This window comes from Enterobacter sp. 168J2, assembly GCF_034107265.1.
Taxonomy (GTDB): domain Bacteria; phylum Pseudomonadota; class Gammaproteobacteria; order Enterobacterales; family Enterobacteriaceae; genus Enterobacter; species Enterobacter nematophilus.
This window is the reverse complement of the sequence record NZ_JAWNEB010000001.1, coordinates 1,573,386-1,597,915: the sequence shown is the minus strand read 5'-3', so window position 1 is coordinate 1,597,915 and position 24,530 is coordinate 1,573,386. Positions and strand designations below refer to the sequence as shown.

Annotated in this window: 19 protein-coding genes; 14 read left to right on the top strand and 5 right to left on the bottom strand. The window is 56.5% G+C overall.

The window, feature by feature from the left end; all coding sequences use genetic code 11:
- The first annotated feature begins 10 nt into the window (after positions 1-10).
- From USG84_RS07640 to cheZ, 9 genes are all read left to right on the top strand, one after another.
- Positions 11-769, top strand: coding sequence for a molecular chaperone (locus USG84_RS07640; protein ID WP_151412582.1), 759 nt, complete (start codon positions 11-13; stop codon positions 767-769).
- Positions 745-3,129, top strand: a complete 2,385-nt coding sequence (locus USG84_RS07635) for a fimbria/pilus outer membrane usher protein (RefSeq protein WP_151412583.1) — start codon at positions 745-747, stop codon at positions 3,127-3,129. The genes USG84_RS07640 and USG84_RS07635 overlap by 25 nt, the downstream gene beginning before the upstream one ends.
- Positions 3,126-4,088, top strand: a complete 963-nt coding sequence (locus USG84_RS07630; protein ID WP_061097853.1) for a spore coat protein U domain-containing protein — start codon at positions 3,126-3,128, stop codon at positions 4,086-4,088. The genes USG84_RS07635 and USG84_RS07630 overlap by 4 nt, the downstream gene beginning before the upstream one ends.
- Before the next feature lie 84 nt (positions 4,089-4,172).
- Entirely contained in the window at positions 4,173-5,840 is a 1,668-nt protein-coding gene (gene tar, locus USG84_RS07625; RefSeq protein ID WP_253542578.1) for a methyl-accepting chemotaxis protein II, read from the top strand.
- A 44-nt stretch (positions 5,841-5,884) separates the two neighbouring features.
- The gene (gene tap, locus USG84_RS07620; RefSeq protein WP_151412585.1) at positions 5,885-7,486 is read left to right on the top strand and encodes a methyl-accepting chemotaxis protein IV; all 1,602 of its coding nucleotides are present in this window, start codon (positions 5,885-5,887) and stop codon (positions 7,484-7,486) included.
- A 19-nt stretch (positions 7,487-7,505) separates the two neighbouring features.
- Positions 7,506-8,372, top strand: coding sequence for a protein-glutamate O-methyltransferase CheR (gene cheR, locus USG84_RS07615; protein ID WP_014884342.1), 867 nt, complete (start codon positions 7,506-7,508; stop codon positions 8,370-8,372).
- Positions 8,369-9,418, top strand: coding sequence for a protein-glutamate methylesterase/protein-glutamine glutaminase (locus tag USG84_RS07610; RefSeq protein ID WP_014884341.1), 1,050 nt, complete (start codon positions 8,369-8,371; stop codon positions 9,416-9,418). The genes cheR and USG84_RS07610 overlap by 4 nt, the downstream gene beginning before the upstream one ends.
- Before the next feature lie 17 nt (positions 9,419-9,435).
- Positions 9,436-9,825, top strand: a complete 390-nt coding sequence (gene cheY / locus USG84_RS07605; protein WP_008500431.1) for a chemotaxis response regulator CheY — start codon at positions 9,436-9,438, stop codon at positions 9,823-9,825.
- A 10-nt stretch (positions 9,826-9,835) separates the two neighbouring features.
- A complete protein-coding gene (cheZ, locus tag USG84_RS07600) occupies positions 9,836-10,480 on the top strand; it encodes a protein phosphatase CheZ (protein WP_028013643.1) in 645 nt (214 codons plus the stop codon).
- A 48-nt stretch (positions 10,481-10,528) separates the two neighbouring features.
- Here cheZ and USG84_RS07595 read toward each other — a convergent pair whose 3' ends face one another.
- From USG84_RS07595 to USG84_RS07580, 4 genes are all read right to left on the bottom strand, one after another.
- Complete coding sequence (locus USG84_RS07595) at positions 10,529-11,683, bottom strand: fimbrial protein (protein WP_320738223.1); 1,155 nt, start codon at positions 11,681-11,683, stop codon at positions 10,529-10,531.
- Positions 11,673-14,228 carry a fimbria/pilus outer membrane usher protein gene (locus USG84_RS07590; protein WP_151412586.1) on the bottom strand — a complete coding sequence of 852 codons (2,556 nt, stop codon included), beginning with the start codon at positions 14,226-14,228 and terminating at the stop codon, positions 11,673-11,675. The genes USG84_RS07595 and USG84_RS07590 overlap by 11 nt, the downstream gene beginning before the upstream one ends.
- 9 nt (positions 14,229-14,237) lie before the next feature.
- Positions 14,238-14,930 (bottom strand): molecular chaperone, encoded by a 693-nt coding sequence (locus tag USG84_RS07585; RefSeq protein ID WP_151412587.1) that lies wholly within the window; start codon positions 14,928-14,930, stop codon positions 14,238-14,240.
- A 130-nt stretch (positions 14,931-15,060) separates the two neighbouring features.
- Positions 15,061-15,636, bottom strand: coding sequence for a fimbrial protein (locus tag USG84_RS07580; protein ID WP_061097859.1), 576 nt, complete (start codon positions 15,634-15,636; stop codon positions 15,061-15,063).
- Positions 15,637-16,135: 499 nt separating this feature from the next.
- Between USG84_RS07580 and flhB the strand changes: the two genes are divergently transcribed.
- From flhB to USG84_RS07555, 5 genes are all read left to right on the top strand, one after another.
- Positions 16,136-17,284: a flagellar biosynthesis protein FlhB gene (gene flhB, locus USG84_RS07575; protein WP_041909432.1), complete on the top strand. Its 1,149-nt coding sequence runs from the start codon at positions 16,136-16,138 to the stop codon at positions 17,282-17,284.
- Positions 17,277-19,355, top strand: coding sequence for a flagellar biosynthesis protein FlhA (gene flhA / locus USG84_RS07570; protein ID WP_061097861.1), 2,079 nt, complete (start codon positions 17,277-17,279; stop codon positions 19,353-19,355). The genes flhB and flhA overlap by 8 nt, the downstream gene beginning before the upstream one ends.
- Entirely contained in the window at positions 19,355-19,747 is a 393-nt protein-coding gene (flhE, locus tag USG84_RS07565; protein WP_151412608.1) for a flagellar protein FlhE, read from the top strand. Before flhA ends, flhE begins: the two co-directional genes overlap by 1 nt.
- Before the next feature lie 262 nt (positions 19,748-20,009).
- Positions 20,010-21,593 carry an MFS transporter gene (locus USG84_RS07560; RefSeq protein WP_151412590.1) on the top strand — a complete coding sequence of 528 codons (1,584 nt, stop codon included), beginning with the start codon at positions 20,010-20,012 and terminating at the stop codon, positions 21,591-21,593.
- 4 nt (positions 21,594-21,597) lie between these two features.
- Positions 21,598-22,737, top strand: coding sequence for a glycoside hydrolase family 105 protein (locus USG84_RS07555; RefSeq protein WP_151412609.1), 1,140 nt, complete (start codon positions 21,598-21,600; stop codon positions 22,735-22,737).
- Between the two features lie 35 nt (positions 22,738-22,772).
- Here USG84_RS07555 and argS read toward each other — a convergent pair whose 3' ends face one another.
- Positions 22,773-24,506 carry an arginine--tRNA ligase gene (gene argS / locus USG84_RS07550; protein WP_253542566.1) on the bottom strand — a complete coding sequence of 578 codons (1,734 nt, stop codon included), beginning with the start codon at positions 24,504-24,506 and terminating at the stop codon, positions 22,773-22,775.
- Between the last annotated feature and the right edge of the window lie 24 nt (positions 24,507-24,530).

Here is a 24,530-nt window from a genome sequence, read left to right as displayed (position 1 = left end):
GAGAGAGGCAATGAAGCCATTTATCAGGCATTTGTGTCTGGCGAGCGCGTTGTCAGGCGTCGCGGCAGCCGGAGAGGCGCAGGCGGCGGCCACTATTCTGCTCTGGCCCATCGATCCCTGGCTTGCCGCAGATGCTAACGCTACGGAGCTGTGGATCCAGAACCAGGGGAACAGCGCAACGACCATGCAGGTGCGCATTGTGCGCTGGAAGCAGGAGGGGGGGTACGAACGCTACAGCGCGCAGCAGGACGTGGTCGCCAGCCCACCCATTGTCACCATCCAGAAAGGCAATAAGCAGCTGATTCGTCTTATTAAACAGGGCGCGGTTCCAGCGGGCGTCGAACAGGCCTACCGTATTATCGTGGATGAAATTCCGCAGCCTGACGGCAAAGACGCCCCCGCCATCGGCCTCAAATTACAGATGCGTTACTCCATTCCGCTGTTTGTCTACGGACAGGGGATCCCGATCCTGAAAGAGGGGGCGCATCACGCGCTGGTGGAGACCCGAAACCTGAGCTGGCGGGTGACGCAGGAGGGAGGACAACCTGCATTACAGGTGCGTAATCAGGGGGATGTGCACGTCAGGCTTAGCCAGGTGTCGCTGACGCAGGGGGGACAAAAACGCACCGTAGCGGAGGGGTTACTGGGGTACGTTCTGCCGGGCAGCACCCGCAGCTGGCCGATACCCGCTGGCGTTCGTCAGCCAGACCGGATGAGCGCGCAGATTAATGCCAGGGACGAACAATGGCAGTCGCCTCCCGTCAACTGAAGCCGGCAATGATGATGCTGCTTTGCGTCAGTACCACAGCCTGGGGCGATCCCGGCGACGACAGTTTGCCGCCGCCTCCCCAGGCACAGGCGGTAAATGATGAAGCGGTCTTTCAGCTTGCCCTCGTGCTCAACCACTACGACACAGGTCTGGTGGTACCCGTGACGCAGCGCAACGGCGCTTTCTTTATCTCCAGCGCCGATTTGCTGCGCGCGGGGCTTCCCCCGGAGCATGTGCCCGCCGGAGAGGTGAATCTCGCCTCACTGAGCCAGGTGCGCGTGGAGTACGACAGCGCCGGGCAGCGACTGCTGCTGACCCTTCCCCGGGACTGGGTCACCGCCCGGGTGACTCCCTTTAGCGCGCAAACGGCGCAGTCCAAACCGCACTACGGACGCGGGGCGCTGCTGAATTACGATCTTTACACCAACCACACGGAGCACGTTGGCGGCCAGGCGTCGCTCTGGCATGAGCTCCGCTACTTCGACGAGAACGGCTCGTTTTCCTCTACCGGGTACGCCCGGAAAAATTTCACTGGAAACGACGGCCAGCAGGAAGGGTATGTTCGCTATGACACCACGCTGCTGATAACGAATGAGGATGACGCGACCACCTGGAGCGCCGGAGACGTGATCGGCGATGCCCTGAGCTGGACCTCCAGCGTGCGGATAGGCGGTATCAGCTACGGACGCGATTTCTCCCTGCGCCCGGACCTGGTGACATGGCCGCTGCCCGAATTTTCGGGAGAGGCCGCGGTCCCCACCTCGGTGGATCTCTTCATCAACGGCTATCGATCCGGCTCGACTCAGCTTCAGCCGGGGCCTTTCACCCTGACCAATCTGCCCTATATCAACGGGGCGGGGGATGCGGTGCTGGTCACCACCGATGCGCTGGGACGCCAGGTGAGCACCACGCTGCCGTTTTACGTCACCAGCGATTTGCTTAAAACAGGGCTGAGCGACGGGGCCGTGACGCTCGGCAGCCTGCGCCGCAATTACGGCATCAGGAATTTTGACTACGGCCCGGCGGCAGGCAGCGGCTCGTATCGCTACGGGCTGACCGACTGGCTGACGCTGGAGGGCCACGCGGAAGGGGCAGAAGAGCTGGCGCTGGGCGGAGCGGGGACGGTGATAAAGCTGGGGCGGTTTGGCGTGGTGAATACCTCCTACTCACAAAGCCGCATGCGCGGAGACGACGGCGGGCAAATCAGCTGGGGCTATCAGTACAGCACCAGCGAATTTAGCGTCGCGACCCAGCACACCCGCCGCGATCGCGGCTTTGGCAATCTCGCTCTCTACGATCAGCCGACGGTGTATGACGAAAATGACCGGCCCATCGCCAGCTTTAGCCGCAATACCGACCAGTATTCTCTGACCTTCAATCTGGGACAGTACGGCAATATCGGCGCGGCCTGGATCGGCGTGGAGAGCTTTGACAGCCAGAAAACGGAACTGCTGAATCTCTCCTGGAGCCGCAATCTCTGGGGATCAAGCAGCATTTACCTGGCCGGCAGCCGGGACCAGCAGCGTGGGGACTGGACGGTCGCGCTGTCGCTGCAGGTGCCGCTGGGGGAACGCGACAGCGCTGCCGTCACCTTCGAAAACACCCCGGATGCAGGCAGCTCGCAGCGCATTAACTATAACCACTCTATGCCTTCTGACGGCGGGTTTAGCTGGAACGTGGCCTGGGCCAACCAGTCAAAATCCAGCGATTATCAGCAGGGTACGCTGGGCTGGCGCAATAACAATATCGAACTGCAGGGCGGCGGCTATGGCGAAAGGGACACTATGACCTGGTGGGGCGAGGCGATGGGCGCCATAGTCCTGATGGACGGCGAGCTGTTCGCGGCGAACAAAATCAACGATGCGTTTGTGGTGATCAGCACCGACGGCCATCCGGACGTGCCCGTCAGCTATGAGAACCAGCCCGTCGGCAAAACGAACAACAACGGCTACCTGCTGGTCAGCGGGGTGTCGGCCTATTATCCGGCAAGCTACCGGATCGATACGCTGAATCTGCCGGCGGACACCCGGCTGAAGGAGACGGAGCGGCGGATCGCCATTCGTCGTCACAGCGGATATCTGGTGGACTTCCCGATGGAGCAGGAGCGGGTGGCGAGCGTCATCCTGCACGATGCGCAGGGCCAGGCGATCCCGGTGGGAAGCCAGGTCCGACGCGCCTCGCGCAGCAATGCGGTGGTGGGGTATGACGGTATTGCCTGGCTGGAAAACCTCAGCGATGTCAACCCGCTTGAGGTGGTCACCCCTGGCGGAAAACGCTGCACGGCGACCCTGACCGTGGGGGCCAATCCGGAGCACAAGCTGCAAACCTACGGTCCGCTGATTTGTCGGGAGGGACCATGATGCGCCTGCTGCTGTTGACGCTGCTGCTGTTCTCCGGCGGCGGCTGGGCGGCGTGTACCGTCAGTACGGTTAATGCGTCGTTTGGCAGCGTCACCTCGTTTGCGTTGAGCGGGACCGGGGAAGTGCAAACCACCGGCACGCTGGTGGTGGCGTGTGACGCCGTGCTCAACGTGCTGACCAACGACTCGGTGACCCTCAACTACACCGCGGCGTCGGTATCTGGCAACAGCCGCGCGACCATGAAACGCACGGATAATGCCGCTATTACAGACGTGATCCCCACCCGGCTGTGCGGGTTATCCGGCTGCGCCAGCAGCAGCGAGGTGCAGATAAGTAAATCGTATACCTGGAGCGGGAATACCCTGCTGGGATTGCTCGGGTCAAAGCAGTACAACATTCCGCTCTATTTTCGCACCGTCCCCGGACAAAACGTGACTGCCGGGCCTTACCAGGTGCTGCTGAACTTTAGCATCAACTACAACGTCTGCGCCGTCGGCCTGGGAAGCCTGTGTACATCTCCCCAGTCGGGAACCGCAACGACCAGTATTCTGCTTAACATGACCGTCACCAACGACTGCAGCGCCATGACCACGCCGGACGTGAACTTTAACAGCGCGCCGCTGGTGCAAAGTTTTCCCACCGTTTCGCAGGCCATTGCCGTTACCTGTACCAAAGGCAGCACCTACACCATTGGCATTAATAACGGTGCCAATGCTCTCAATAATGTCCGCCGGATGGTAAGCGGCAGTAACTACCTGAGCTACGACATCTATAAAGAAGCCAGCGGCAACCGCTGGGGCGGCAGCGGCGCCGAGCGCTGGACCAGCGCGACGTCGTCCCAGATCAGTACCGACGGGTTGCTGCGCACCTACAACTATACCGCTAAGGTTCTGACCAATCAGGCCACGCCGCCCGCCGGCACCTACACCGATACGCTGATTGTTGACGTCGCGTTTTAACCCCGCGCTTTTCCCTTTCGCAAATGTAAAGTTCCTGTGGCCTGTGCCGATAACACCGTTAATAAATCTATGAGAAGGTGTTGTATGTTGAACCGTATCCGCGTTGTCACAATGCTGATGATGGTGCTGGTCATTTTCGCACTACTTCAGCTTATCTCCGGCGGGCTTTTTTTCTCGTCGTTAAAACAGAACCAGGACAGCTTCGCCGCCTCGAACGATCTCCGCCTTCAGCAGAGTGAGCTTACGTCAACGTGGGATCTGATGCTGCAAACGCGCATCAACCTGAGCCGCTCGTCCGCGCGCATGATGATGGATCCGAACAATCAGCAGAGCAGCGCGAAAACCGATCTGCTAAAAAATGCCCGGGCCACGCTGGCCGACGCGGGAAAACACTACGCCGCCTTCAAACAGATCGCACCGCAGCCCGCGATGGCGCAGGTAAGCCAGAACATTGATGAAAAATACAGCGCCTACTATGCCGGGCTGACGGAGCTGATCCAGTTCCTGGAGAGCGGCAACATGGATGCCTACTTCGCACAGCCCACGCAGGGGATGCAAAACGCACTCGGCGCGGCGCTGGGGGAATACGCGAAGGCCAGCGGCGATCTGTACCACTCGGCCTTTACTGAAAGCCAGAATGACTACCGCTTTGCGAAATGGCAGATGGCGGTGCTGGCCCTGGCCTTAGTCATTGTGCTGTTCGCTGTGTGGTACGGCATTCGCCATATCCTGCTGAACCCGCTTGGCCGCGTGATTGCCCATATTCGTGAGATTGCCTCTGGCGATCTGACCAAAACGCTGACCGTTTCCGGACGCAACGAGATCACCGAGCTGGCCAACAGCGTCGACCACATGCAGCGTTCATTGATCGAGACCGTCGCCAACGTGCGTAACGGATCCGAGGCTATTTATACCGGCACCAGCGAAATCGCGATGGGGAATAACGATCTCTCATCCCGTACCGAGCAGCAGGCGTCGGCGCTGGAGGAGACGGCCGCCAGCATGGAGCAGCTCACCGCAACCGTGAAGCAGAACGCCGATAACGCCCGCCAGGCGTCTCAGCTGGCGGAAAGCGCCTCCGAGACCGCACAGCGGGGCGGGCGCGTGGTGGATGGCGTAGTGAAAACCATGCACGAAATCGCCGACAGCTCGAAGAAAATCGCCGACATCATCAGCGTCATCGACGGCATTGCCTTCCAGACCAATATCCTGGCGCTCAACGCCGCCGTGGAAGCGGCGCGCGCGGGCGAGCAGGGGCGCGGGTTTGCGGTGGTGGCCGGGGAAGTGCGCAATCTGGCCAGCCGCAGCGCCAACGCGGCAAAAGAGATTAAAGCCCTTATTGAAGACTCCGTCTCCCGCGTGGATACCGGCTCGGTGCTGGTGGAAAGCGCCGGGGAGACCATGAATGACATCGTGAATGCCGTTACCCGCGTAACGGACATCATGGGTGAAATCGCCTCTGCGTCCGATGAGCAGAGTCGTGGTATCGACCAGGTTGCCCTGGCGGTATCGGAAATGGATCGCGTGACACAGCAAAACGCCGCGCTGGTGCAGGAGTCCGCTGCGGCGGCCGCTGCCCTGGAAGACCAGGCGAGCCGTCTGAAGATGGCCGTCTCGGCGTTTCGTCTCGCTTCACTCGCTGGAAGTACGGTCACGCCGCACGCGGTGTACCGCGCGCCAGCCGCCGACACGGCGGTCATCCGAACGCGTGCTGCAACGACCGGACAAGATGAAAACTGGGAAACATTTTGACTGACAATTAAACCGCGGCTGCTTGCCGCTTGATGGGAGCGTGGATGTTAAATCGTATTCGTATCTCGACCACACTGTTTTTGATTCTGATCCTTTGCGGTGTGTTGCAGGTTGGCAGTAACGGGTTGTCTTTTTGGGCGTTTCGCGATGGCTATCAGAATTTGCAGGACGTTGAGGCGAGTAATCAGCAGCGCTCCGCACTGGCACAAACGCGTGCCGTGCTGTTGCAGGCAAGCACTGCGCTGAACAAGGCAGGAACCTTAACCGCGCTCAGCTATCCGCCGGATGACATTAAGGCGCTGATGGCAACGGCGCGCGACAGCCTCAAGCAGGCAGACGCACAGTTTAAGGCCTTCACGGCGCAGGCGGCCGACAGCGAGAAAGAGAAAGCGCTGAAGGCGGCCATGAAAAAGAACTTTGAGCAGTGGTACAGCGATCTGGACCACCAGGCGACCTGGCTTGAGAACAACCAGCTTTCGGACTTTATGACCGCACCGGTTCAGGCGTCTCAGGCCGCGTTTGACGCCAGCTTTAACGCGTGGCAGCAGGACATTAACCGGTCTGTTCAGCGTGCAGGTGAAGCGAGCCGCACCAGCTATCACATGTCCGGCGTTATCTTTGCCGTCGTCGTGATCCTGGCGGGGCTGCTGACCGGCGGGGCGCTGCTCTGGGCGCGCAGAATGATTGTGCAGCCGCTGGCGATTATCAGCAGCCACTTCGACAGTATTGCGAAGGGGGATCTGGCGCGTCCGGTGGCGGTGTTTGGCAGGAACGAAATTTCGGCGATCTTCGCCAGCCTGAAGGCGATGCAGGGATCGCTGCGCGAAACGGTGAGTGATGTGCGCCAGGGCAGTTACGCCATGCATACCGGGATCTCAGAGATTGCGGCAGGCAATAACGATCTCTCATCCCGCACCGAGCAGCAGGCGGCGTCGCTGGCGCAGACGGCGGCCAGCATGGAGCAGCTGACCGCGACGGTAAGCCAGAACGCCGATAACGCGCGCCAGGCGTCTGACCTGTCAAAACAGGCGGCGATGACGGCGAAGAGAGGGGGCGATCAGGCTTCTCACGTGGCCAGCACCATGCAGGAGATTGCCGCCAGCTCGCAGAAGATCGGCGACATCATTAGCGTGATCGACGGTATTGCGTTCCAGACCAATATTCTGGCCCTGAACGCCGCCGTGGAAGCGGCGCGCGCCGGCGAGCAGGGGCGTGGGTTTGCGGTGGTGGCAGGTGAAGTGCGAAACCTGGCGAGCCGCAGCGCCAACGCGGCGAAAGAGATTAAGACCCTGATTGAAGAGTCGGTCTCTCGCGTCCAGCAGGGGTCAACGCTGGTGGATACGGCGGCGCACACCATGCACGAAATCGTCACCTCCGTGACGCGGGTCAACGACATCATGGGCGAGATTGCCTCGGCGTCGGACGAACAGCGTCGTGGCATTGAGCAGGTGGCTCAGGCCGTCAGCCAGATGGATCAGGTGACGCAACAGAACGCCTCGTTAGTTGAGGAAGCGGCAGCGGCAACCGATCAGCTGGCCAGCCAGGCGGATCGTCTCACCGGGCTGGTCGCGGTATTTAATGTGAAAGAGCACGTTGAAGCAGTAACAGAAGTCGGGCGGTCGCAGGCCGTGCCAGTTGTATCCTGAATGTAATTAAGAAGGCGCTATGACATCACCAATGCCCCCTGGGCAAACGTCATTATTGTTGCAGATGACACAGCGCCTCGCGCTGTCCGACGCGCATTTTCGTCGGATATGTCAGTTAATCTACCAGCGTGCGGGGATCGTGCTTGCGGATCATAAGCGGGACATGGTCTACAACCGGCTGGTGCGGCGCTTGCGTACGCTGGGGCTGGATGATTTTGGTCGCTATCTGAGCATGCTCGAAGCGAACCAGAACAGCGCGGAGTGGCAGGCTTTTATTAACTCGTTAACCACCAACCTGACGGCCTTTTTCCGTGAAGCCCACCACTTTCCGGTTCTGGCCGAGCACGCGCGGCGTCGCACCGGGGAGTATCGCGTCTGGAGTGCGGCCGCCTCGACGGGCGAAGAGCCGTACTCGCTGGCGATCACCCTTGCAGACACGCTGGGCATGGCGCCGGGGCGCTGGAAAGTCTACGCCAGCGATATCGACACCGAGGTGCTGGAGAAGGCGCGCAACGGCGTGTATCGCCAGGACGAGCTGAAAACGCTGTCGCCGCAGCAGCTGCAGCGTTACTTCATGCGCGGTACAGGGCCGCATGAAGGCCTGGTTCGCGTACGCCAGGAGCTGGCGAACTGCGTCGAATTCGCGCCCGTTAACCTGCTCGATAAGCAGTACAACGTGCCGGGGCCTTTCGACGCCATTTTTTGCCGTAACGTCATGATCTATTTTGATAAAACGACGCAACAGGACATTCTGCGTCGGTTTGTTCCGTTGCTCAAGCCTGACGGTTTACTGTTTGCCGGGCACTCGGAAAACTTCAGCAACCTCGCGCGTGAGTTTAGCCTGCGTGGGCAAACGGTATATGCGCTGAGTAAGGAAAAAGCATGAGTAAAATCAGGGTATTGTCCGTCGATGATTCAGCGCTGATGCGCCAGATCATGACTGAAATCATCAATAGCCACAGCGACATGGAGATGGTGGCTACTGCGCCAGATCCGCTGGTAGCGCGGGATTTAATTAAAAAATATAACCCCGACGTGCTAACGCTGGATGTCGAGATGCCGCGCATGGATGGCATCGATTTCCTGGAGAAATTGATGCGGCTGCGGCCCATGCCGGTGGTGATGGTCTCCTCCCTGACCGGGAAAGGATCGGAGATCACCCTGCGCGCGCTGGAGCTGGGGGCGGTGGATTTTGTCACCAAACCGCAGCTCGGCATTCGCGAGGGGATGCTGGCGTACAGCGAGATGATTGCCGAAAAAATTCGTACCGCATCGCGCGCGAAGCTCGCGGCCCACAAGCCGATGGCCGCGCCGGCAACCCTGAAGGCCGGACCGTTACTCAGCTCGGAAAAACTGCTGGTTATTGGGGCGTCAACCGGAGGAACAGAGGCAATTCGCCATGTACTCCAGCCATTGCCGCTTTCAAGTCCGGGTATTCTGATTACTCAGCATATGCCGCCAGGCTTTACCCGCTCGTTCGCCGAACGTCTGAACAAGCTGTGCCAGATCAGCGTGAAAGAGGCGGAAGACGGCGAGCGCGTGCTGCCGGGCCATGCGTATATCGCCCCGGGCGACAAGCATATGGAACTGGCGCGCAGCGGCGCTAACTATCAAATCAAAATTCATGACGGACCGCCGGTCAACCGGCACCGTCCGTCGGTGGATGTGCTGTTTCATTCGGTGGCGAAACATGCGGGGCGCAACGCCGTTGGGGTGATCCTGACGGGGATGGGCAACGACGGTGCCGCCGGAATGCTTGCAATGCACCAGGCTGGCGCCTGGACGATTGCGCAGAATGAAGCAAGTTGTGTGGTGTTCGGCATGCCGCGCGAGGCCATCAATATGGGTGGCGTGAGCGAAGTGGTCGATCTTAGCCAGGTAAGCCAGCAGATGCTGGCGAAAATCAGTGCCGGACAGGCAATACGTATTTGACTCAGGAGTATTATTTTATGGCGGATAAAGAGCTTAAGTTTTTGGTTGTGGATGACTTTTCCACCATGCGTCGCATTGTGCGCAACCTGCTGAAAGAGCTGGGCTTCAACAACGTTGAAGAAGCAGAGGACGGCGTGGATGCGCTGAACAAACTGCAGGCTGGCGGGTTTGGTTTCGTGATCTCCGACTGGAACATGCCGAACATGGACGGTCTGGAGCTGCTGAAAACGATTCGTGCGGACGCGGGCATGGCGTCTATGCCGGTGCTGATGGTCACTGCAGAAGCGAAAAAAGAGAACATCATTGCCGCTGCACAGGCGGGCGCAAGCGGCTATGTGGTGAAGCCATTCACCGCAGCGACCCTGGAAGAGAAGCTCGGTAAGATCTTCGAGAAACTCGGCATGTGAGGTGTTGGTGATGATGCAACCTGCAATGAAACCCGTTGAAGAACACTCGCCGAGCGACATCATCGTGCGCATCGGCAGCCTGACGCGCATGCTGCGTGACAGCCTGCGTGAACTGGGGCTGGATCAGGCCATTGCCGAAGCGGCGGAAGCGATCCCGGACGCCCGCGATCGTCTGGACTACGTTGTGCAGATGACCGCTCAGGCGGCTGAGCGTGCGCTGAACAGCGTTGAAGCGTCGCAGCCGCACCAGGATGCGATGGAAAAGGGCGCGAAAGCCCTGACCCAGCGCTGGGATGAGTGGTTCGAGAACCCCATCGAGCTGGCGGATGCCCGCGAGCTGGTCACCGACACCCGTCAGTTCCTGGGGGATGTGCCGGGCCACACCAGCTTCACCAACGCCCAGCTGCTCGACATCATGATGGCGCAGGATTTCCAGGACCTGACCGGTCAGGTTATCAAGCGCATGATGGATGTGATTCAGGAGATTGAGCGCCAGCTGCTGATGGTTTTGCTGGAGAACATCCCGGAACCGGCTGCCCGTCCAAAACGCGAGAACGAAAGCCTGCTCAATGGGCCGCAGCTCGACGCCAGCAAGGCGGGCGTGGTGGCAAGCCAGGACCAGGTGGACGACCTGCTGGACAGCCTCGGCTTCTGATAACTGTGATTACCCTCAGGTTGCGGCGTCAACCTGAGGGTGTTTCGGTTAGCGCAGATCCATTTTCACCGTCACGTTACCTTCAAAACTACCGGGTTGAGGTTTCTCATTGAGGGTGCTAACCGGTGTTGCTTTGATGCGTACAAGGCCATTTCCCTGCTCGTCTATTGTAACCGGGAACTCGTAGGTCCCATCCAGTGCAATGTTAAGATTGTCCTCATTATAAACTTTCACGCCAATATCCTCCCGGCCAACCATTTTGGCGATAACCGGGTCGCTACTGTCGACGACCCCCTGGTCTGCGGTGAGGGTAAGCTTGATTCTGTCGTCACTCCCTATGGCGTTATCGTCACAGTGGTAAGAGATATCGACATCTTTCAGCGTATAGCCTTTTGGTTGCTGCCCTTTTGCAACAAACTGGCTTGACACCAGTTCACCGAAATCGACCTCAATAGTACTGCCCTCGTTGATCGTACAGCTCAGCGGTGCAGAAATAGTCCCGCTTAACCAAATGTTAGAGACCAATTCTGCATCAGACGGGGCACAACTGCCGCTAATATAGATGCAGGCATAGTTCTGAACGACCAGGGTAGGAGGGAACGAGATGACCCCAAGAATAGGTTTCTTGATCAGAAAATTAGCCGCGATGACGTTCCATTTGAACATGCGTTTGGGACGGGGTTCGCCAGCAGGACGAGTATCGTTACTGCACACACTGGCAGTACCTTCTGTTGTTTTAATGTTTTCAACTTTTTTTTGCATGGAGGAACGAGGCGTCGGATACTGGAATACCTCTAGCTTCGTCAAATTAGCGCCGTCCGGAGAGTTAATGGCATCGCTGTAACCGGATACATGAATATCCAGTACGTCATTCAGATAGCCGTAACCACTGGCACCTGCACTTAATGGGCTTCCGGCCAACGTCATTTCCATAACGCTGGTGGACTCTTCCATATCACTGACGCAACTGCAGTTAGCCTCCATCTCTGCTCCATTACCGAGAAGGTGCATGTTGTCCACAATTTCACTCCCGGCAATGTTTTCTGCTGCACTCAGTTCACGTTCATAGCTAACGGTATAATCCTGAGGTGAGCTAAAGCAATTTTTTAGAACCGTCGAGGCATGAACAGAAAAGGACAACATGAGAGACACGACTGTCACTTTAACAAGAAGGGCAAGGGGCATTTTGAAGTTAGTTAACATGCTGTTGTTCCTGCTGACAAATAACTCGGGCATAGCGGATCCCCGTTGGGCCGGTTAACCCCTGCGATGAATTGAGGGAGATATGAGCGATACACTGCTGCTCAGTAGCGTTTCCCCAACTCACTTTCACCTGACTTTCCTCGCCAATTCCGGCGAGATAGAGTGTTCCGGTGTCATCAACGATCCCACTGATGTCGGACTGACTAACGCTGGCAATAGCACCAAAAGGAACGTTTCGGCCGTCAGGACGCGTGAGGGTGACCAACGCACGATAGCCAACGTGGGCATCAAAGCTCGCTACGACCGCAGCACTGCGTGAGGGGATGACCGTAATGGCGGTTTCGCTTGTATCAACATCTTCCTGAAGGCTAGTGGTATCAATGCGGATACGGTTTTCCTGGTAGGGAGTAAGTGACGGAATGACCGCATTTCCCTGCCAGTCCGTCTGAATACCGCGCTGGTTCTTAAAGCGAACCCCTTCGGCACCCTCGGCATTGACGATGGCAAATTGATTGCCTAATGGCTGAGCAAGCGTGACGCCGTGGGGATGTGCAACAACGGCACCACTAACACCGTAATTGAACTGCTGAGTGTTGTCTGAAGAATAGTAGTAGCCCACATTCAGGTTGGCGTAACGCGAACGATAACTGCTATAAACGCTACTGGTGTCCTCTCCGTCGTGATTAGAACGACTCTGCTGAAGTGAATAGCTCATACGCTCATCGTCTAGCAGCGTTCCATTAATACCTAAATTTTGGCGGGTGTAACCATGCCTGGTATTGCTGATGGTGTAGTTGCTCCAGGCGCGCGGAAGCCATCTACTTAACGGCATACTGATGCCAAAAGAAACCATTCTGTCGGCACTGTCATCATTGTTTTTACTGTAGGTGTAGGCCATATGCATGCTGATACCATCTACAACCGTATTAAATCCGGCTGAGAGGTTACGTTCCTTCAGCGAGGTCCCCCAGTAATCCTGTTGATAGCCGTTCAGATAAACGCTGCTGCCGAATACATTCTGGCTAATGCTGGCCTGGATGCGGTTGCGTTTGTTATAGCGGTATAGCCAGTTGTCTTCGTTGTCATCATATTTTTGCGTGGCATCGGCGAAGCTATAATATCCGCTGGTAGAATAGCGATAACTGGCCAGGGTGAAATTGGTGCCCGTGGTATCAACTTTACCGGAGTACAGTAGGCGATAGGATTGCCCCGTACTCTCGTCATTATTATCGAGACGGGTTTTTGCCATCGTCACATCTGCTGAAAGTGAGCCTAATGGACCCAAAGCGATGCCCGCGCCACTGTTGAGCGCCTGATAATCTTCAGATGCGGTCAATCCTCCGAACAGCGTGACGGTATTATTAAGGCCGTAAATAACGCTTCCCTGTACAAACAGCGGCTCTTTTTGATCGCTCCCGCTGTCAGCACGATACCGTGCCGCTGTGAATTCATACTTCAGATGGCCTGGCCGCTGCATTACCGCGATGCTTGAGTAAGGCTGGGTGAAATGGTGTTCGCTACCATCGGCTTCTTTTATCGTTACCTCCAGGTCCCCGCTATTGGTTGTAGAGTAAAGATCGTTTATTTCGAATGCCCCGGGAGCCACGTTTTGCTGATAAATGAGATAACCGTTTTGCCGTACCGAGACTTCGGCATTCGAGCTTGCGATGCCGCGAATCACGGGCGCAAATCCACGTTGGCTGTAGGGCAGCATCTCTTCATCAGACACCAGATTGACCCCGCGATATTGCAGACTGTCAAATACCTCACCGCGAGTGCTGTTTTCACCCGCTGTGAACTGAGCTCTTAGAACGTCAATATCATGCTGGAGAAAGGTGCTTATGGAATCCCAGCTCGAAGCATCTTCCGTATTATTCCATGTTGAATAATTGCGCAACCGCCATCCGCCAAGATTGGCACCGCTTCGCAAATTGAGGTACTGGCTGGAAGTCGCATTCTTTGCGCTGTCTTTGTGCTGAGAGCCCGAAAAAGCATAATCTGCGAACATCACCGGGACGCCATCATTCCACCGGGAAGGAGCGATAAAGTCTGGGCTGTCGCTTAGTAATGCCGCCTGCGGAATACTCAAATTGAGCGTCATTTCGCTAAAATCGAGTGATGATGATGCGAACGGGATAAAGTCAGACAAAGGCTTTGTCAGTGGCGTTTGCCCCTCCAGCTTCGCCAGTGAGGGGTATTTGTCTACATCGACTCCCCATTGACGCAGCATGTCAGGTGATATTTGCGCGATGAGTTCACCTGTATCGCTACTTTTATAGGTAATGTCTTGATCGCGCAGCCGCATCGTGTTGATACGTATATGCGATGAATAGCGGCCAGGAAGTTGGCTATTTTCTTTAGAAAAGAGCGAAAGGTCGATATCTTGCTGTGTGAGTGCATCGCCCTCAAGCGAGGAAGGCGAAAAAAGATATTCACGTGCGTAGATATTACCGGAGCTCAGCAGCAACGCTCCGCTGATGCAGCAGATTACAGGCGCACTTGGTACGTTGTATTTATCGTGGAATAGACGTAATCCCTTAGTCATATTATCGTTTTATTCCTGAACCAATGTGGAGGTGTATTGATCTGAGGCATTTCCATAGTCGGTGATGCAGCGCCAGCTCACGCGGTTTCCTGCGATATTTTTTGGAAGGTCAACGGAGATCGCGGAAGCGGGGGCTACCATATCGGCCTTTTCAACCTTTGCGTTGCCTACATATAAGCTGTCAAACGTACTGTAGTACGCACCCTCGTTGATCACCTGCAGCTCATTGTTTTGCCGCTTAAAATGCAGGTTTTTACAGGTTTCTCCTTGCGTTCCTTTTAAACCATCTGGCCGCCAGAAAAGCTTCAGCCGCGTTTTATAGATCAACAGCATAACATTTTTATCGCTGTCCTCTTTTGCCGTCGCTGGAATGGTTCGAATATTCATGTAGAAAATACTTTCACGGTCGTCTGGCAATACGGTGCCATTCCATGCGATGCGAAGACTTTGTTCTTTTTGAGGATCGAGACGGAAAAGCGGTGGGGTAATGATGAAGGGGCCGCGCGTTTTACCGTCACCCGTATCCGTCCATGACTGTACCAGCCAGGGCAGAGCGTTGTCCTTGTTCACCAGTGGCAGGGCAATCTCTTTTTTGTCCGCATTATAAATGATGCGTGTGCGTCCAATCTGAATACCCGCCGCATGACTAATTGAACTCAAGCTGAACATAAGACAGAAAAATATGTGCGGTAGTTTGCGCATAAAAAAAGCCTGCAATCATTGACTCATAAATTAACGGTAATAGCCCTGTTTTTGAGCTATTACCGGCGTTTTCTTTCCAGGTAAATGCGCCTGAAAAATGTTTAATAAGAGAATGCGTTAATTGCTGATATTAACGATAAAGAATATTCACGGTTAGATCGGCATCTGCCGCCCCCGGCTCAACAGTCGCCGCAAAGGATTTGTAGCGTGCTGTGAAGTCTGCATGAATTTGATCGTCTTTTATCGTCGGCAATGTGATCTTGACCTGCTCTTCACTGCCGTCGAAAGCAATGAATTTTGTTGCATCACCGGCAGGACTTACAGCGATACCAATTCCTGTTGCGGCTTTTTCACCCTCGGTGGTGATCTTGCTGACATCCAGCAAAGTCGTTGAACCTGTTAGAGTTGTTTGACCATTAAATGTTAACTGTACAGCAGGGAGGCCATCACTTTTAAGCGGGCAATTTGCGAGCGTGATAGTAAAATCCATAAGATCGGTTTCTTTACCGACTTCAGTAAATACCGATTTTGGATACGTCCCTAAAGGCACAGTACTGTCTGTACCATTATCACCTTCAATGGTACAGCTAGGTTCGATAATTTGACCCGTGAAGTGAATCGTCCCTGCGTTCATTTCGGCAGCAAAAGTACCCATCGAAATGGTGGCAAGCACAACACCTGCAATAATGTTATTTTTGAAGTCCATCTGCAAAATTTCCTGAGTTTAAAAATATAGGGCATGCAATTTGAGGGGGAGGTCAAATTACGCCGTTCCGAAGTATAGCGGGTAATTTTCCTTAGGTAAGCGCAGGGCAAAATACATATTATATATGATAATGCTCGTGTGGATTTTTGTAAATTAATGAGACTTATATGATAAATATCCCTGACTTATTAAATTTACATAGATTTAGCACTTTGATAATCCAATAATTAAAAAAAATGGCGTTTTGTGAGAATTCTTTTCTGAATATTAAGCCTCACAGGTCATAATTAATTTTTGCTAAGTTCATTTTCAATAAAAAATCATGCTAAAAAACGGCTTTTTGGAGCCGATCGATCATTATTCCTCCATTCTTCCTCTTTGCTTGTGCTTAGCCTGGCTTTGAACTGGATAAAAGAACGCGGTTATAGGGCTTTTTCAGCCCATTGATGAGGCAGGGGACTGGCATGATACCCGTGACGTAATGGGCTGAGCATGCATTGTGGCAGAAGAGAACGACGACAAAACGGAAGCCCCCACACCCCACCGACTTGAAAAAGCGCGTGAGGAAGGGCAGATCCCCCGATCCCGAGAATTGACCTCCCTGCTGATCCTTATCGTTGGGGTGTGCATTATCTGGTGGGGCGGGGAGTCGCTCGCCCGCAAGCTGGCGGGGATGCTCTCCACCGGCTTACGTTTTGACCACAGCATGGTCAACGACCCGAATTTAATCCTCAGCCAGATTATTCAGCTGATAAAAGGGGCCATGGTTGCGCTGCTCCCCCTGATTACCGGCGTGGTGCTGGTGGCGCTGGTCTCCCCGGTGATGCTGGGCGGGCTGGTCTTTAGCGGAAAATCGCTGCAACCCAAATTTTCGAAGCTGAACCCGCTCCCGGGCATTGCGAAAATGTTCTCGGCGCAAACCGGGGCCGAGCTGCTCAAGGCCATTCTCAAATCGGTGCTGATGGGCAGTTCCGCAGGTTTTTTTCTCTGGTACCACTGGCCCGAAATGATGCGCCTTATCAGCGAGTCGCCCCTTACCGCGATGAGCAATGCGCTGAACCTGGTCGGGCTTTGCGCGCTGCTGGTGGTGCTCAGCATTATTCCGATGGTGGGTTTTGACGTTATCTTCCAGCTTTATTCCCACTTCAAGAAACTGCGAATGTCGCGTCAGGACATTCGCGACGAATATAAGCAGATGGAAGGTGACCCGCACGTGAAGGGGCGCATCCGCCAGATGCAGCGTGCCGCCGCCCGTCGCCGCATGATGGAAGATGTGCCGAAGGCGGACGTCATCGTTACCAACCCGACGCACTATTCCGTGGCGCTGCGCTATGACGAAAACAAAATGAGCGCGCCGAAAGTGGTGGCGAAAGGGGCGGGGCTGATTGCACTGCGCATCCGGGAAATCGGCACCGAAAACCGCGTGCCGATCCTGGAGGCGCCTCCGCTGGCGCGCGCCCTCTACCGCCACGCGGATATCGGACAACAGATCCCTGGACAGCTCTACGCCGCGGTGGCGGAAGTGCTGGCCTGGGTATGGCAGTTGAAGCGCTGGCGTCTGGCCGGCGGTCAACGGCCCGTCAAACCTGAGAACCTTCCGGTGCCTGCCGCGCTGGATTTTATGAACGAGAAGGACACTGATGGCTAATCTGGTGGCAATGTTGCGCCTGCCCGGCAACCTGAAATCGACCCAATGGCAGATCCTTGCCGGGCCGATCCTCATCCTGTTGATTCTGTCGATGATGGTACTGCCGCTCCCGGCGTTCATCCTCGATCTGCTTTTCACCTTCAATATTGCGCTGTCCATTATGGTGCTGCTGGTGGCGATGTTCACCCAGCGCACCCTGGAGTTCGCCGCGTTCCCGACCATTCTGCTGTTTACCACCCTGCTGCGACTGGCGCTGAACGTGGCCTCCACGCGTATCATCCTGATGGAAGGCCACACCGGTGCGGCAGCGGCGGGTAAGGTGGTCGAGGCCTTCGGCCACTTCCTGGTGGGCGGGAACTTCGCTATCGGTATCGTGGTGTTCGTTATCCTCGTTATCATCAACTTTATGGTTATCACCAAAGGTGCGGGGCGTATCGCGGAAGTGGGCGCGCGCTTTGTGCTGGACGGGATGCCGGGCAAGCAGATGGCGATCGATGCCGATCTGAACGCCGGGCTTATCGCCGAAGATGAAGCGAAAAAGCGCCGCGCGGAAGTGACCCAGGAGGCGGACTTCTACGGCTCGATGGACGGTGCGAGTAAGTTTGTGCGCGGCGATGCCATCGCGGGCATCCTGATCATGGTGATTAACGTGGTCGGCGGCCTGCTGGTGGGGGTACTGCAGCACGGTATGGACATGGGCCGCGCGGCGGAGAGCTATACGCTGCTGACCATTGGTGACGGTCTGGTCGCCCAGATCCCGGCGCTGGTTATCTCCACTGCGGCGGGTGTTATCGTGACCCGCGTCAGTACCGATCAGGACGTTGGCGAACAGATGGTGGGCCAGCTCTTCAGTAACCCGCGCGTCATGCTGCTGGCGGCTGCGGTGCTCGGGCTGCTCGGGCTGGTGCCGGGGATGCCAAACCTCGTGTTCCTGCTGTTTACGGCGGGGCTGCTGGGGCTGGCCTGGTGGATGCGTGGCCGTGAGACCAAACCGGCTGCGGATCCGGTTCCGGTAAAAATGCCGGAGAACACCCAGGCCGTAGAGGCGACCTGGAACGACGTTCAGCTGGAAGATTCCCTGGGAATGGAGGTCGGGTATCGCCTGATCCCGATGGTGGATTTCCAGCAGGATGGCGAGCTGCTTGGGCGCATCCGCAGTATCCGTAAAAAATTCGCCCAGGACATGGGCTTCCTGCCGCCGGTGGTTCACATCAAGGACAATATGGACCTGCCGCCCGCGCGCTACCGCATTCTGATGAAGGGTGTGGAAATTGGCAGCGGCGATGCCTATCCGGGCCGCTGGCTGGCTATTAACCCTGGCACTGCAGCAGGCACGCTGCCGGGCGAGCAAACCGTCGATCCGGCCTTTGGCCTGGCGGCAATCTGGATCGAAAGCGCGCTGAAAGAGCAGGCGCAAATTCAGGGTTATACGGTTGTCGAAGCCAGTACCGTGGTGGCAACACACCTTAATCATCTGATTGGTCAATTCTCGGCAGAGCTGTTTGGCCGTCAGGAAGCGCAGCAGCTTCTCGACCGCGTAACGCAGGAGATGCCGAAGCTGACGGAAGACCTGGTGCCGGGCGTGTTGACGTTAACCACGCTGCACAAGGTGCTGCAAAACCTGCTCGAGGAAAAAGTGCCGATCCGCGATATGCGTACCATTCTGGAAACCCTTGCCGAGCACGCGCCGCTGCAGAGCGATCCGCACGAGCTGACGGCGGTGGTGCGCGTGGCGCTGGGGCGGGCGATCACCCAGCAGTGGTTCCCGGGAACCGGCGAAGTCCAGGTAATTGGCCTCGATACGCCGCTTGAGCGCCTGCTGCTGCAGGCTCTGCAGGGCGGCGGCGGCCTGGAGCCAGGCCTGGCGGATCGTCTGCTGGAGCAGACCCAGGAGGCGCTGGCGCGTCAGGAGATGCTGGGCGCGCCGCCGGTGCTGCTGGTCAACCACGCGCTGCGCCCGCTGCTGTCACGCTTCCTGCGCCGCAGCCTGAACCAGCTGGTTGTGCTGTCGAATCTGGAACTGTCGGATAACCGCCATATCCGCATGACGGCGACGATTGGAGGAAAATGATGGGTAAATGGCTATGGATTTTGCTCTTCCCGCTGACGGCTCAGGCTGCCGGAGAAGGGAGCTGGCAGGCAAGCAGCATGGGCGTGACCCTGAGCAACCGCGGTGTCGCCATGTCTTCTGGTCCGCTGTCGCCTTCTGAAACGGTTTCTGGCCTGATGGGGATGGTGGTGTGGAACTACAGGCTGATTGGCCCAACGCCAGCCGGCCTTCGGGTGCGCCTCTGCACACAGAGCCGCTGCACGGAAATCGACGGCGAAAATGGCACAACGCAGGCGTTCAACGGCGTGCCGGCCGTTGAACCTTTGCGTTTTATCTGGGAAGTGCCGGGCGGGGGACGCTTAATGCCGGCGCTGAAGGTGCAGAGCAATTCTGTCATCGTGAACTACCGCTAACCGCCTGCCTTTTCACCAGCCGTCAGGCAATTCTGATGGCTGGCTCGCAAAATTGACCTCACCTTTTGATGCAATAGAAACACTGTTTTATAAATCAGTGACACGCGTGACGATACTCTTTGCATTTTTGCCATTCACCCTCTTTGTGATGGCAGAAACAGAAAGGTATGAAGAAGTCGATGCATTTACTGTAGCCGTGTAAAAACTCCCGGATGAGGTTTGCTTACAGGGAGTCTCCTAAAATTGATTAGGGTTGACGGCAATGAAAACACGTAAAATTGGACTCGCAAATTACCTTGCTTACGGGTCAGGCGATTTTCTCGGGGCGGGTACTACCGCCCTGACGGCGGCCTGGCTTTTGTATTTTTATACCACCTTCTGTGGACTCACACCGATTGAAGCAACCTTCATCTTTGCCGCTGCGAGGGTGCTGGATGCCGTTGTCAGCCCGTTAATGGGTTTTTTGACGGATAATTTCGGTACAACCCGGCTTGGGAAGCGCTTTGGTCGCCGTAAGTTCTTTATCCTGCTGGGTATTCCGTGCGTGTTCAGCTACTCGTTGATGTGGGTGGGGGACATGAATTTCTGGTACTACCTGCTGACCTATCTGGTGTTTGATATTGTCTACACCATGATTCTGGTGCCTTACGAGACGCTGGTGCCGGAAATGACCGACGACTTCAAACAGAAAACCAAGTTTTCCGGGGCGCGTATTTCTATGGCGCAAATGTCCGCCATTCTGGCCTCCTTCCTGCCGGGGATCCTGCTCACGCAATTCGGGAAAGACAACGCCGTCTCGTTCTTTTACGCAAGCCTGGTCTTCTCCGTGCTGTGCGCGCTGATGCTGACCTTTGTCTGGTTCTTTACCTGGGAGCGCCCGCGTGAGGAGTGGTCTGAAGCGGCGCTGCGTGCCGAAGAAGAGAAGAAGAAGCTGACGCTGGGCCAGAGCATAAATCGTCTGTTTGTCGAATTAAGCTCGACGCTGCGCATCAAGATTTTCCGCCAGCATCTTGGGATGTACCTCGGCGGCTACATCGCGCAGGACGTATTTAACGCAGTCTTTACCTACTACGTGGTGTTTGTGCTGATGCAGGAAGCGTCAATGGCGTCCAACCTGCTCGGCACGATGGCTATCTTCCAGTTCCTCGCCGTGATCGGGATGATCCCGCTGTGTATTCGCTTCGGGCCAGCGCCGTCCTACCGCATGGTGGTGGTGCTGTTTGGCCTGGCCTCTATTTCTTACGCCGTACTCTATTATGCGGGACTGAGCGATATCTATTCTCTGCTTCTGCTGGTTTCTGCCATTGCCGGCCTCGGCCGCGGCGGTATCAACTACGTACCGTGGAATACCTATACCTATATTGCTGACGTGGATGAAGCGATCACCGGCCAGCGCCGCGAAGGGATTTTCGCCGGCATCATGACCCTGACCCGTAAGGCATCTCAGGCCGGTGCGGTGATGCTGGTGGGCATCGTGATGCAAATGTCCGGCTTTGTCAGCGGTCAGAAGGTACAGCCTGCGGAAGTGAGCCACACCATTCTGATGATCCTGAGCGTGGGCACCATCCTGGTGCTGTTCTGCGGCTTCCTCGTTTCCCTGCGCTTCAAGCTCAATTTGCAGACCCACAGCACGCTGCGCGAGGAGACCGCGAAAATGCGTGAATCTGGTCATGCGATGCCGGAGTCAGCGACGCCACACGCCCGCGCCACCGTCGAGATGCTGGCCGGTATGCCTTATGAATCACTGTGGGGCAATAACAACATCGGCTATCTGAACCGCAATAAGCCAGCGGCACCTTCGCTGAAGGATCGCGCGATACTCAATTCGACATACAACAGAGGTTAAGATGATGAAAGTTTGGCCTGTCAAACATAGCCCGTTATTGCGCCAGCCCGAACGCTTTATTGCCAGGGATGAGCTGAAATCGCTGATTCAAAAGGTGACGCACAACCTGGTCAATATCCACGACAAAACGGGGGAGTTTTTGCTGCGGCTGGACGACGGACGCGTGATCGACACCAAAGGCTGGGCCGGATGGGAGTGGACGCACGGCGTCGGGTTGTATGGTATCTGGCAGTACTACTGCCAGACCGGCGACGAAGGGATGCGTAACATTATCGACAGCTGGTTTACCGACCGCTTTGCGGAAGGCGCCACCACCAAAAACGTCAATACCATGTCGCCGTTCCTGACGCTGGCCTATCGCTACGAAGAGACCAAAAACCCGGCCTGGCTGCCGTGGCTGGAAAGCTGGGCGGAGTGGGCGATGACCGAAATGCCGCGCACCGAACACGGCGGCATGCAGCACATCACGCTGGCGGAAGAGAACCATCAGCAGATGTGGGACGATACGCTGATGATGACGGTGCTGCCGCTGGCAAAAATCGGCAAGCTGCTCAACAAACCGGAGTACGTTGAAGAGGCGGTGTATCAGTTCCTGCTGCACGTGCAGAACCTGATGGACCGGGAGACCGGGCTGTGGTTCCACGGCTGGAATTACGACGGCAACCATAACTTTGCCAATGCCCGCTGGGCGCGCGGCAACAGCTGGCTCACCATCGTGATCCCCGACTTCCTCGAACTGGTTGATCTGCCTGAAAACAACGCCGTGCGCCGCTACCTGGCGCAGGTATTGAATGCGCAGATTGCCGCGCTGGCGAAATGTCAGGACGAGAGCGGCCTGTGGCATACGCTGCTGGACGATCCGAACTCGTACCTGGAGGCATCCGCTACGGCCGGGTTTGCCTACGGGATCCTGAAAGCGGTGAGGAAGCGCTACGTTGAGCCTGAATATGCTGACGTTGCTGAAAAAGCGATTCGCGGCATCGTGAAAAATATCTCGCCGGAAGGGGAGTTGCTGCAAACGTCGTTCGGTACGGGCATGGGCAGCGATCTTGAGTTCTATCGCCAGATCCCGCTGACGTCTATGCCGTACGGACAGGCGATGGCGATTCTGTGTCTGACGGAGTATTTGCGGAAATACTTCTGATAATAAAAAACCCGGCGACTGCCGGGTTTTTTGTATTACATACGTTCTACGGTCTCGATACCCAGGGTATCCAGACCCAGCTTCAGGGTCTTCGCCGTCAGCTGAGCCAGCTTCAGGCGGCTGTTGCGCACCGATTCGTTTTCTGCCGACAGGATAGGGCAGTGCTCGTAGAAGCCGGAGAACAGACCCGCCAGATCGTACAGATAAGCACACATCACGTGCGGCGTCCCGTCACGCGCGACAACCGTCAGCGTCTCTTCGAACTGCAGCAGACGCGCCGCCAGCTGCGCTTCGCGATCTTCCGTAATGGTCACACTCGCATTCGCCAGCACGCTTTCATCAATGTTCGCCTTACGGAACACGGAGAGCACGCGGGTATAGGCGTACTGCATGTACGGCGCCGTGTTGCCTTCAAACGCCAGCATGTTGTCCCAGTCGAAGATATAGTCGGTGGTGCGGTTCTTGGACAGATCCGCGTATTTCACCGCGCCGATACCGACGGCGTTAGCCAATTTTTCCAGCTCGTCAGCAGGCATGTCCGGGTTCTTCTCGGCCACCAGACGGCGGGCGCGTTCCAGCGCTTCGTCCAGCAGATCGGAAAGCTTCACGGTGCCGCCCGCGCGGGTTTTGAACGGCTTGCCGTCTTTACCCAGCATCATGCCGAACATGTGGTGTTCCAGCGGCACGCAGTCCGGCACGTAACCGGCTTTACGCACGATAGTCCACGCCTGCATCAGGTGCTGGTGCTGACGGGAGTCGATGTAGTACAGCACGCGGTCGGCGTGCAGGGTTTCGTAACGGTATTTCGCGCAGGCGATATCGGTAGTGGTGTAGAGATAGCCGCCATCCTTTTTCTGGATAATCACGCCCATCGGTTCGCCTTCCTTGTTTTTGTACTCATCAAGGAACACCACCGTTGCGCCTTCGCTCTCCACCGCCAGGTTTTTGGCTTTCAGGTCCGCCACAATGCCGGGCAGCATCGGGTTATACAGGCTTTCACCCATCACGTCGTCTCGTGTCAGGGTCACGTTCAGACGGTTGTAGGTAAGCTGGTTCTGGGACATGGTGATGTCAACCAGCTTGCGCCACATCTCGAGGAAGTATTGATCGCCGCCCTGCAGCTTCACCACGTAGCTACGCGCGCGCTCGGCAAAGGCTTCGTCTTCGTCGTAGTGTTTTTTGGCTTCGCGGTAGAACCCTTCCAGATCCGCCAGCGCCATCTCGCCCGCGTTTTCCTGCTGCTGTTTTTCCAGGTAAGCAATCAGCATGCCGAACTGGGTGCCCCAGTCGCCCACGTGGTTCGCACGGATCACCTTGTGACCGAGGAACTCAAGGGTGCGCACCGCGGCGTCACCGATGATGGTGGAGCGCAGGTGGCCTACGTGCATCTCCTTCGCCACGTTCGGGGCAGAGTAGTCGACCACCACGGTCTGCGCTTCCGGCTGGGAAACGCCCAGACGGTCAGACTTCAGCGCCGCGTCAACGTGGCTCGCCAGGAATGCAGGCTCAAGGAAAATATTGATAAAGCCCGGACCGGCAATTTCGGTTTTGCTGGCAATGCCGGAGAGATCCAGATGCGTCAGTACCTGCTCAGCGAGCTGTCGCGGCGGCATGCCCAGTTTTTTAGCCACTGCCATCACGCCATTAGCCTGATAGTCGCCAAACTGTACTTTCGCTGACTGACGAACCTGCGGTTCGCAATCCGCAGGCGCGCCTGCGGCAATCAGTGCCTGACTGACTTTTTCGGAGAGAAGAGCCTGAATATTCACCTGGATACCTTACGTTTTTGATGC

Coding starts and splice junctions, on each gene's coding strand:
- USG84_RS07640 (WP_151412582.1), top strand. CDS start 11: ATGAAGCCATTTATCAGGCATTTGTGTCTGGCGAGCGCGTTGTCAGGC.
- USG84_RS07635 (WP_151412583.1), top strand. CDS start 745: ATGGCAGTCGCCTCCCGTCAACTGAAGCCGGCAATGATGATGCTGCTT.
- USG84_RS07630 (WP_061097853.1), top strand. CDS start 3,126: ATGATGCGCCTGCTGCTGTTGACGCTGCTGCTGTTCTCCGGCGGCGGC.
- tar (WP_253542578.1), top strand. CDS start 4,173: ATGTTGAACCGTATCCGCGTTGTCACAATGCTGATGATGGTGCTGGTC.
- tap (WP_151412585.1), top strand. CDS start 5,885: ATGTTAAATCGTATTCGTATCTCGACCACACTGTTTTTGATTCTGATC.
- cheR (WP_014884342.1), top strand. CDS start 7,506: ATGACATCACCAATGCCCCCTGGGCAAACGTCATTATTGTTGCAGATG.
- USG84_RS07610 (WP_014884341.1), top strand. CDS start 8,369: ATGAGTAAAATCAGGGTATTGTCCGTCGATGATTCAGCGCTGATGCGC.
- cheY (WP_008500431.1), top strand. CDS start 9,436: ATGGCGGATAAAGAGCTTAAGTTTTTGGTTGTGGATGACTTTTCCACC.
- cheZ (WP_028013643.1), top strand. CDS start 9,836: ATGATGCAACCTGCAATGAAACCCGTTGAAGAACACTCGCCGAGCGAC.
- USG84_RS07595 (WP_320738223.1), bottom strand. CDS start 11,683: ATGTTAACTAACTTCAAAATGCCCCTTGCCCTTCTTGTTAAAGTGACA.
- USG84_RS07590 (WP_151412586.1), bottom strand. CDS start 14,228: ATGACTAAGGGATTACGTCTATTCCACGATAAATACAACGTACCAAGT.
- USG84_RS07585 (WP_151412587.1), bottom strand. CDS start 14,930: ATGCGCAAACTACCGCACATATTTTTCTGTCTTATGTTCAGCTTGAGT.
- USG84_RS07580 (WP_061097859.1), bottom strand. CDS start 15,636: ATGGACTTCAAAAATAACATTATTGCAGGTGTTGTGCTTGCCACCATT.
- flhA (WP_061097861.1), top strand. CDS start 17,277: ATGGCTAATCTGGTGGCAATGTTGCGCCTGCCCGGCAACCTGAAATCG.
- flhE (WP_151412608.1), top strand. CDS start 19,355: ATGGGTAAATGGCTATGGATTTTGCTCTTCCCGCTGACGGCTCAGGCT.
- USG84_RS07560 (WP_151412590.1), top strand. CDS start 20,010: ATGAAAACACGTAAAATTGGACTCGCAAATTACCTTGCTTACGGGTCA.
- USG84_RS07555 (WP_151412609.1), top strand. CDS start 21,598: ATGAAAGTTTGGCCTGTCAAACATAGCCCGTTATTGCGCCAGCCCGAA.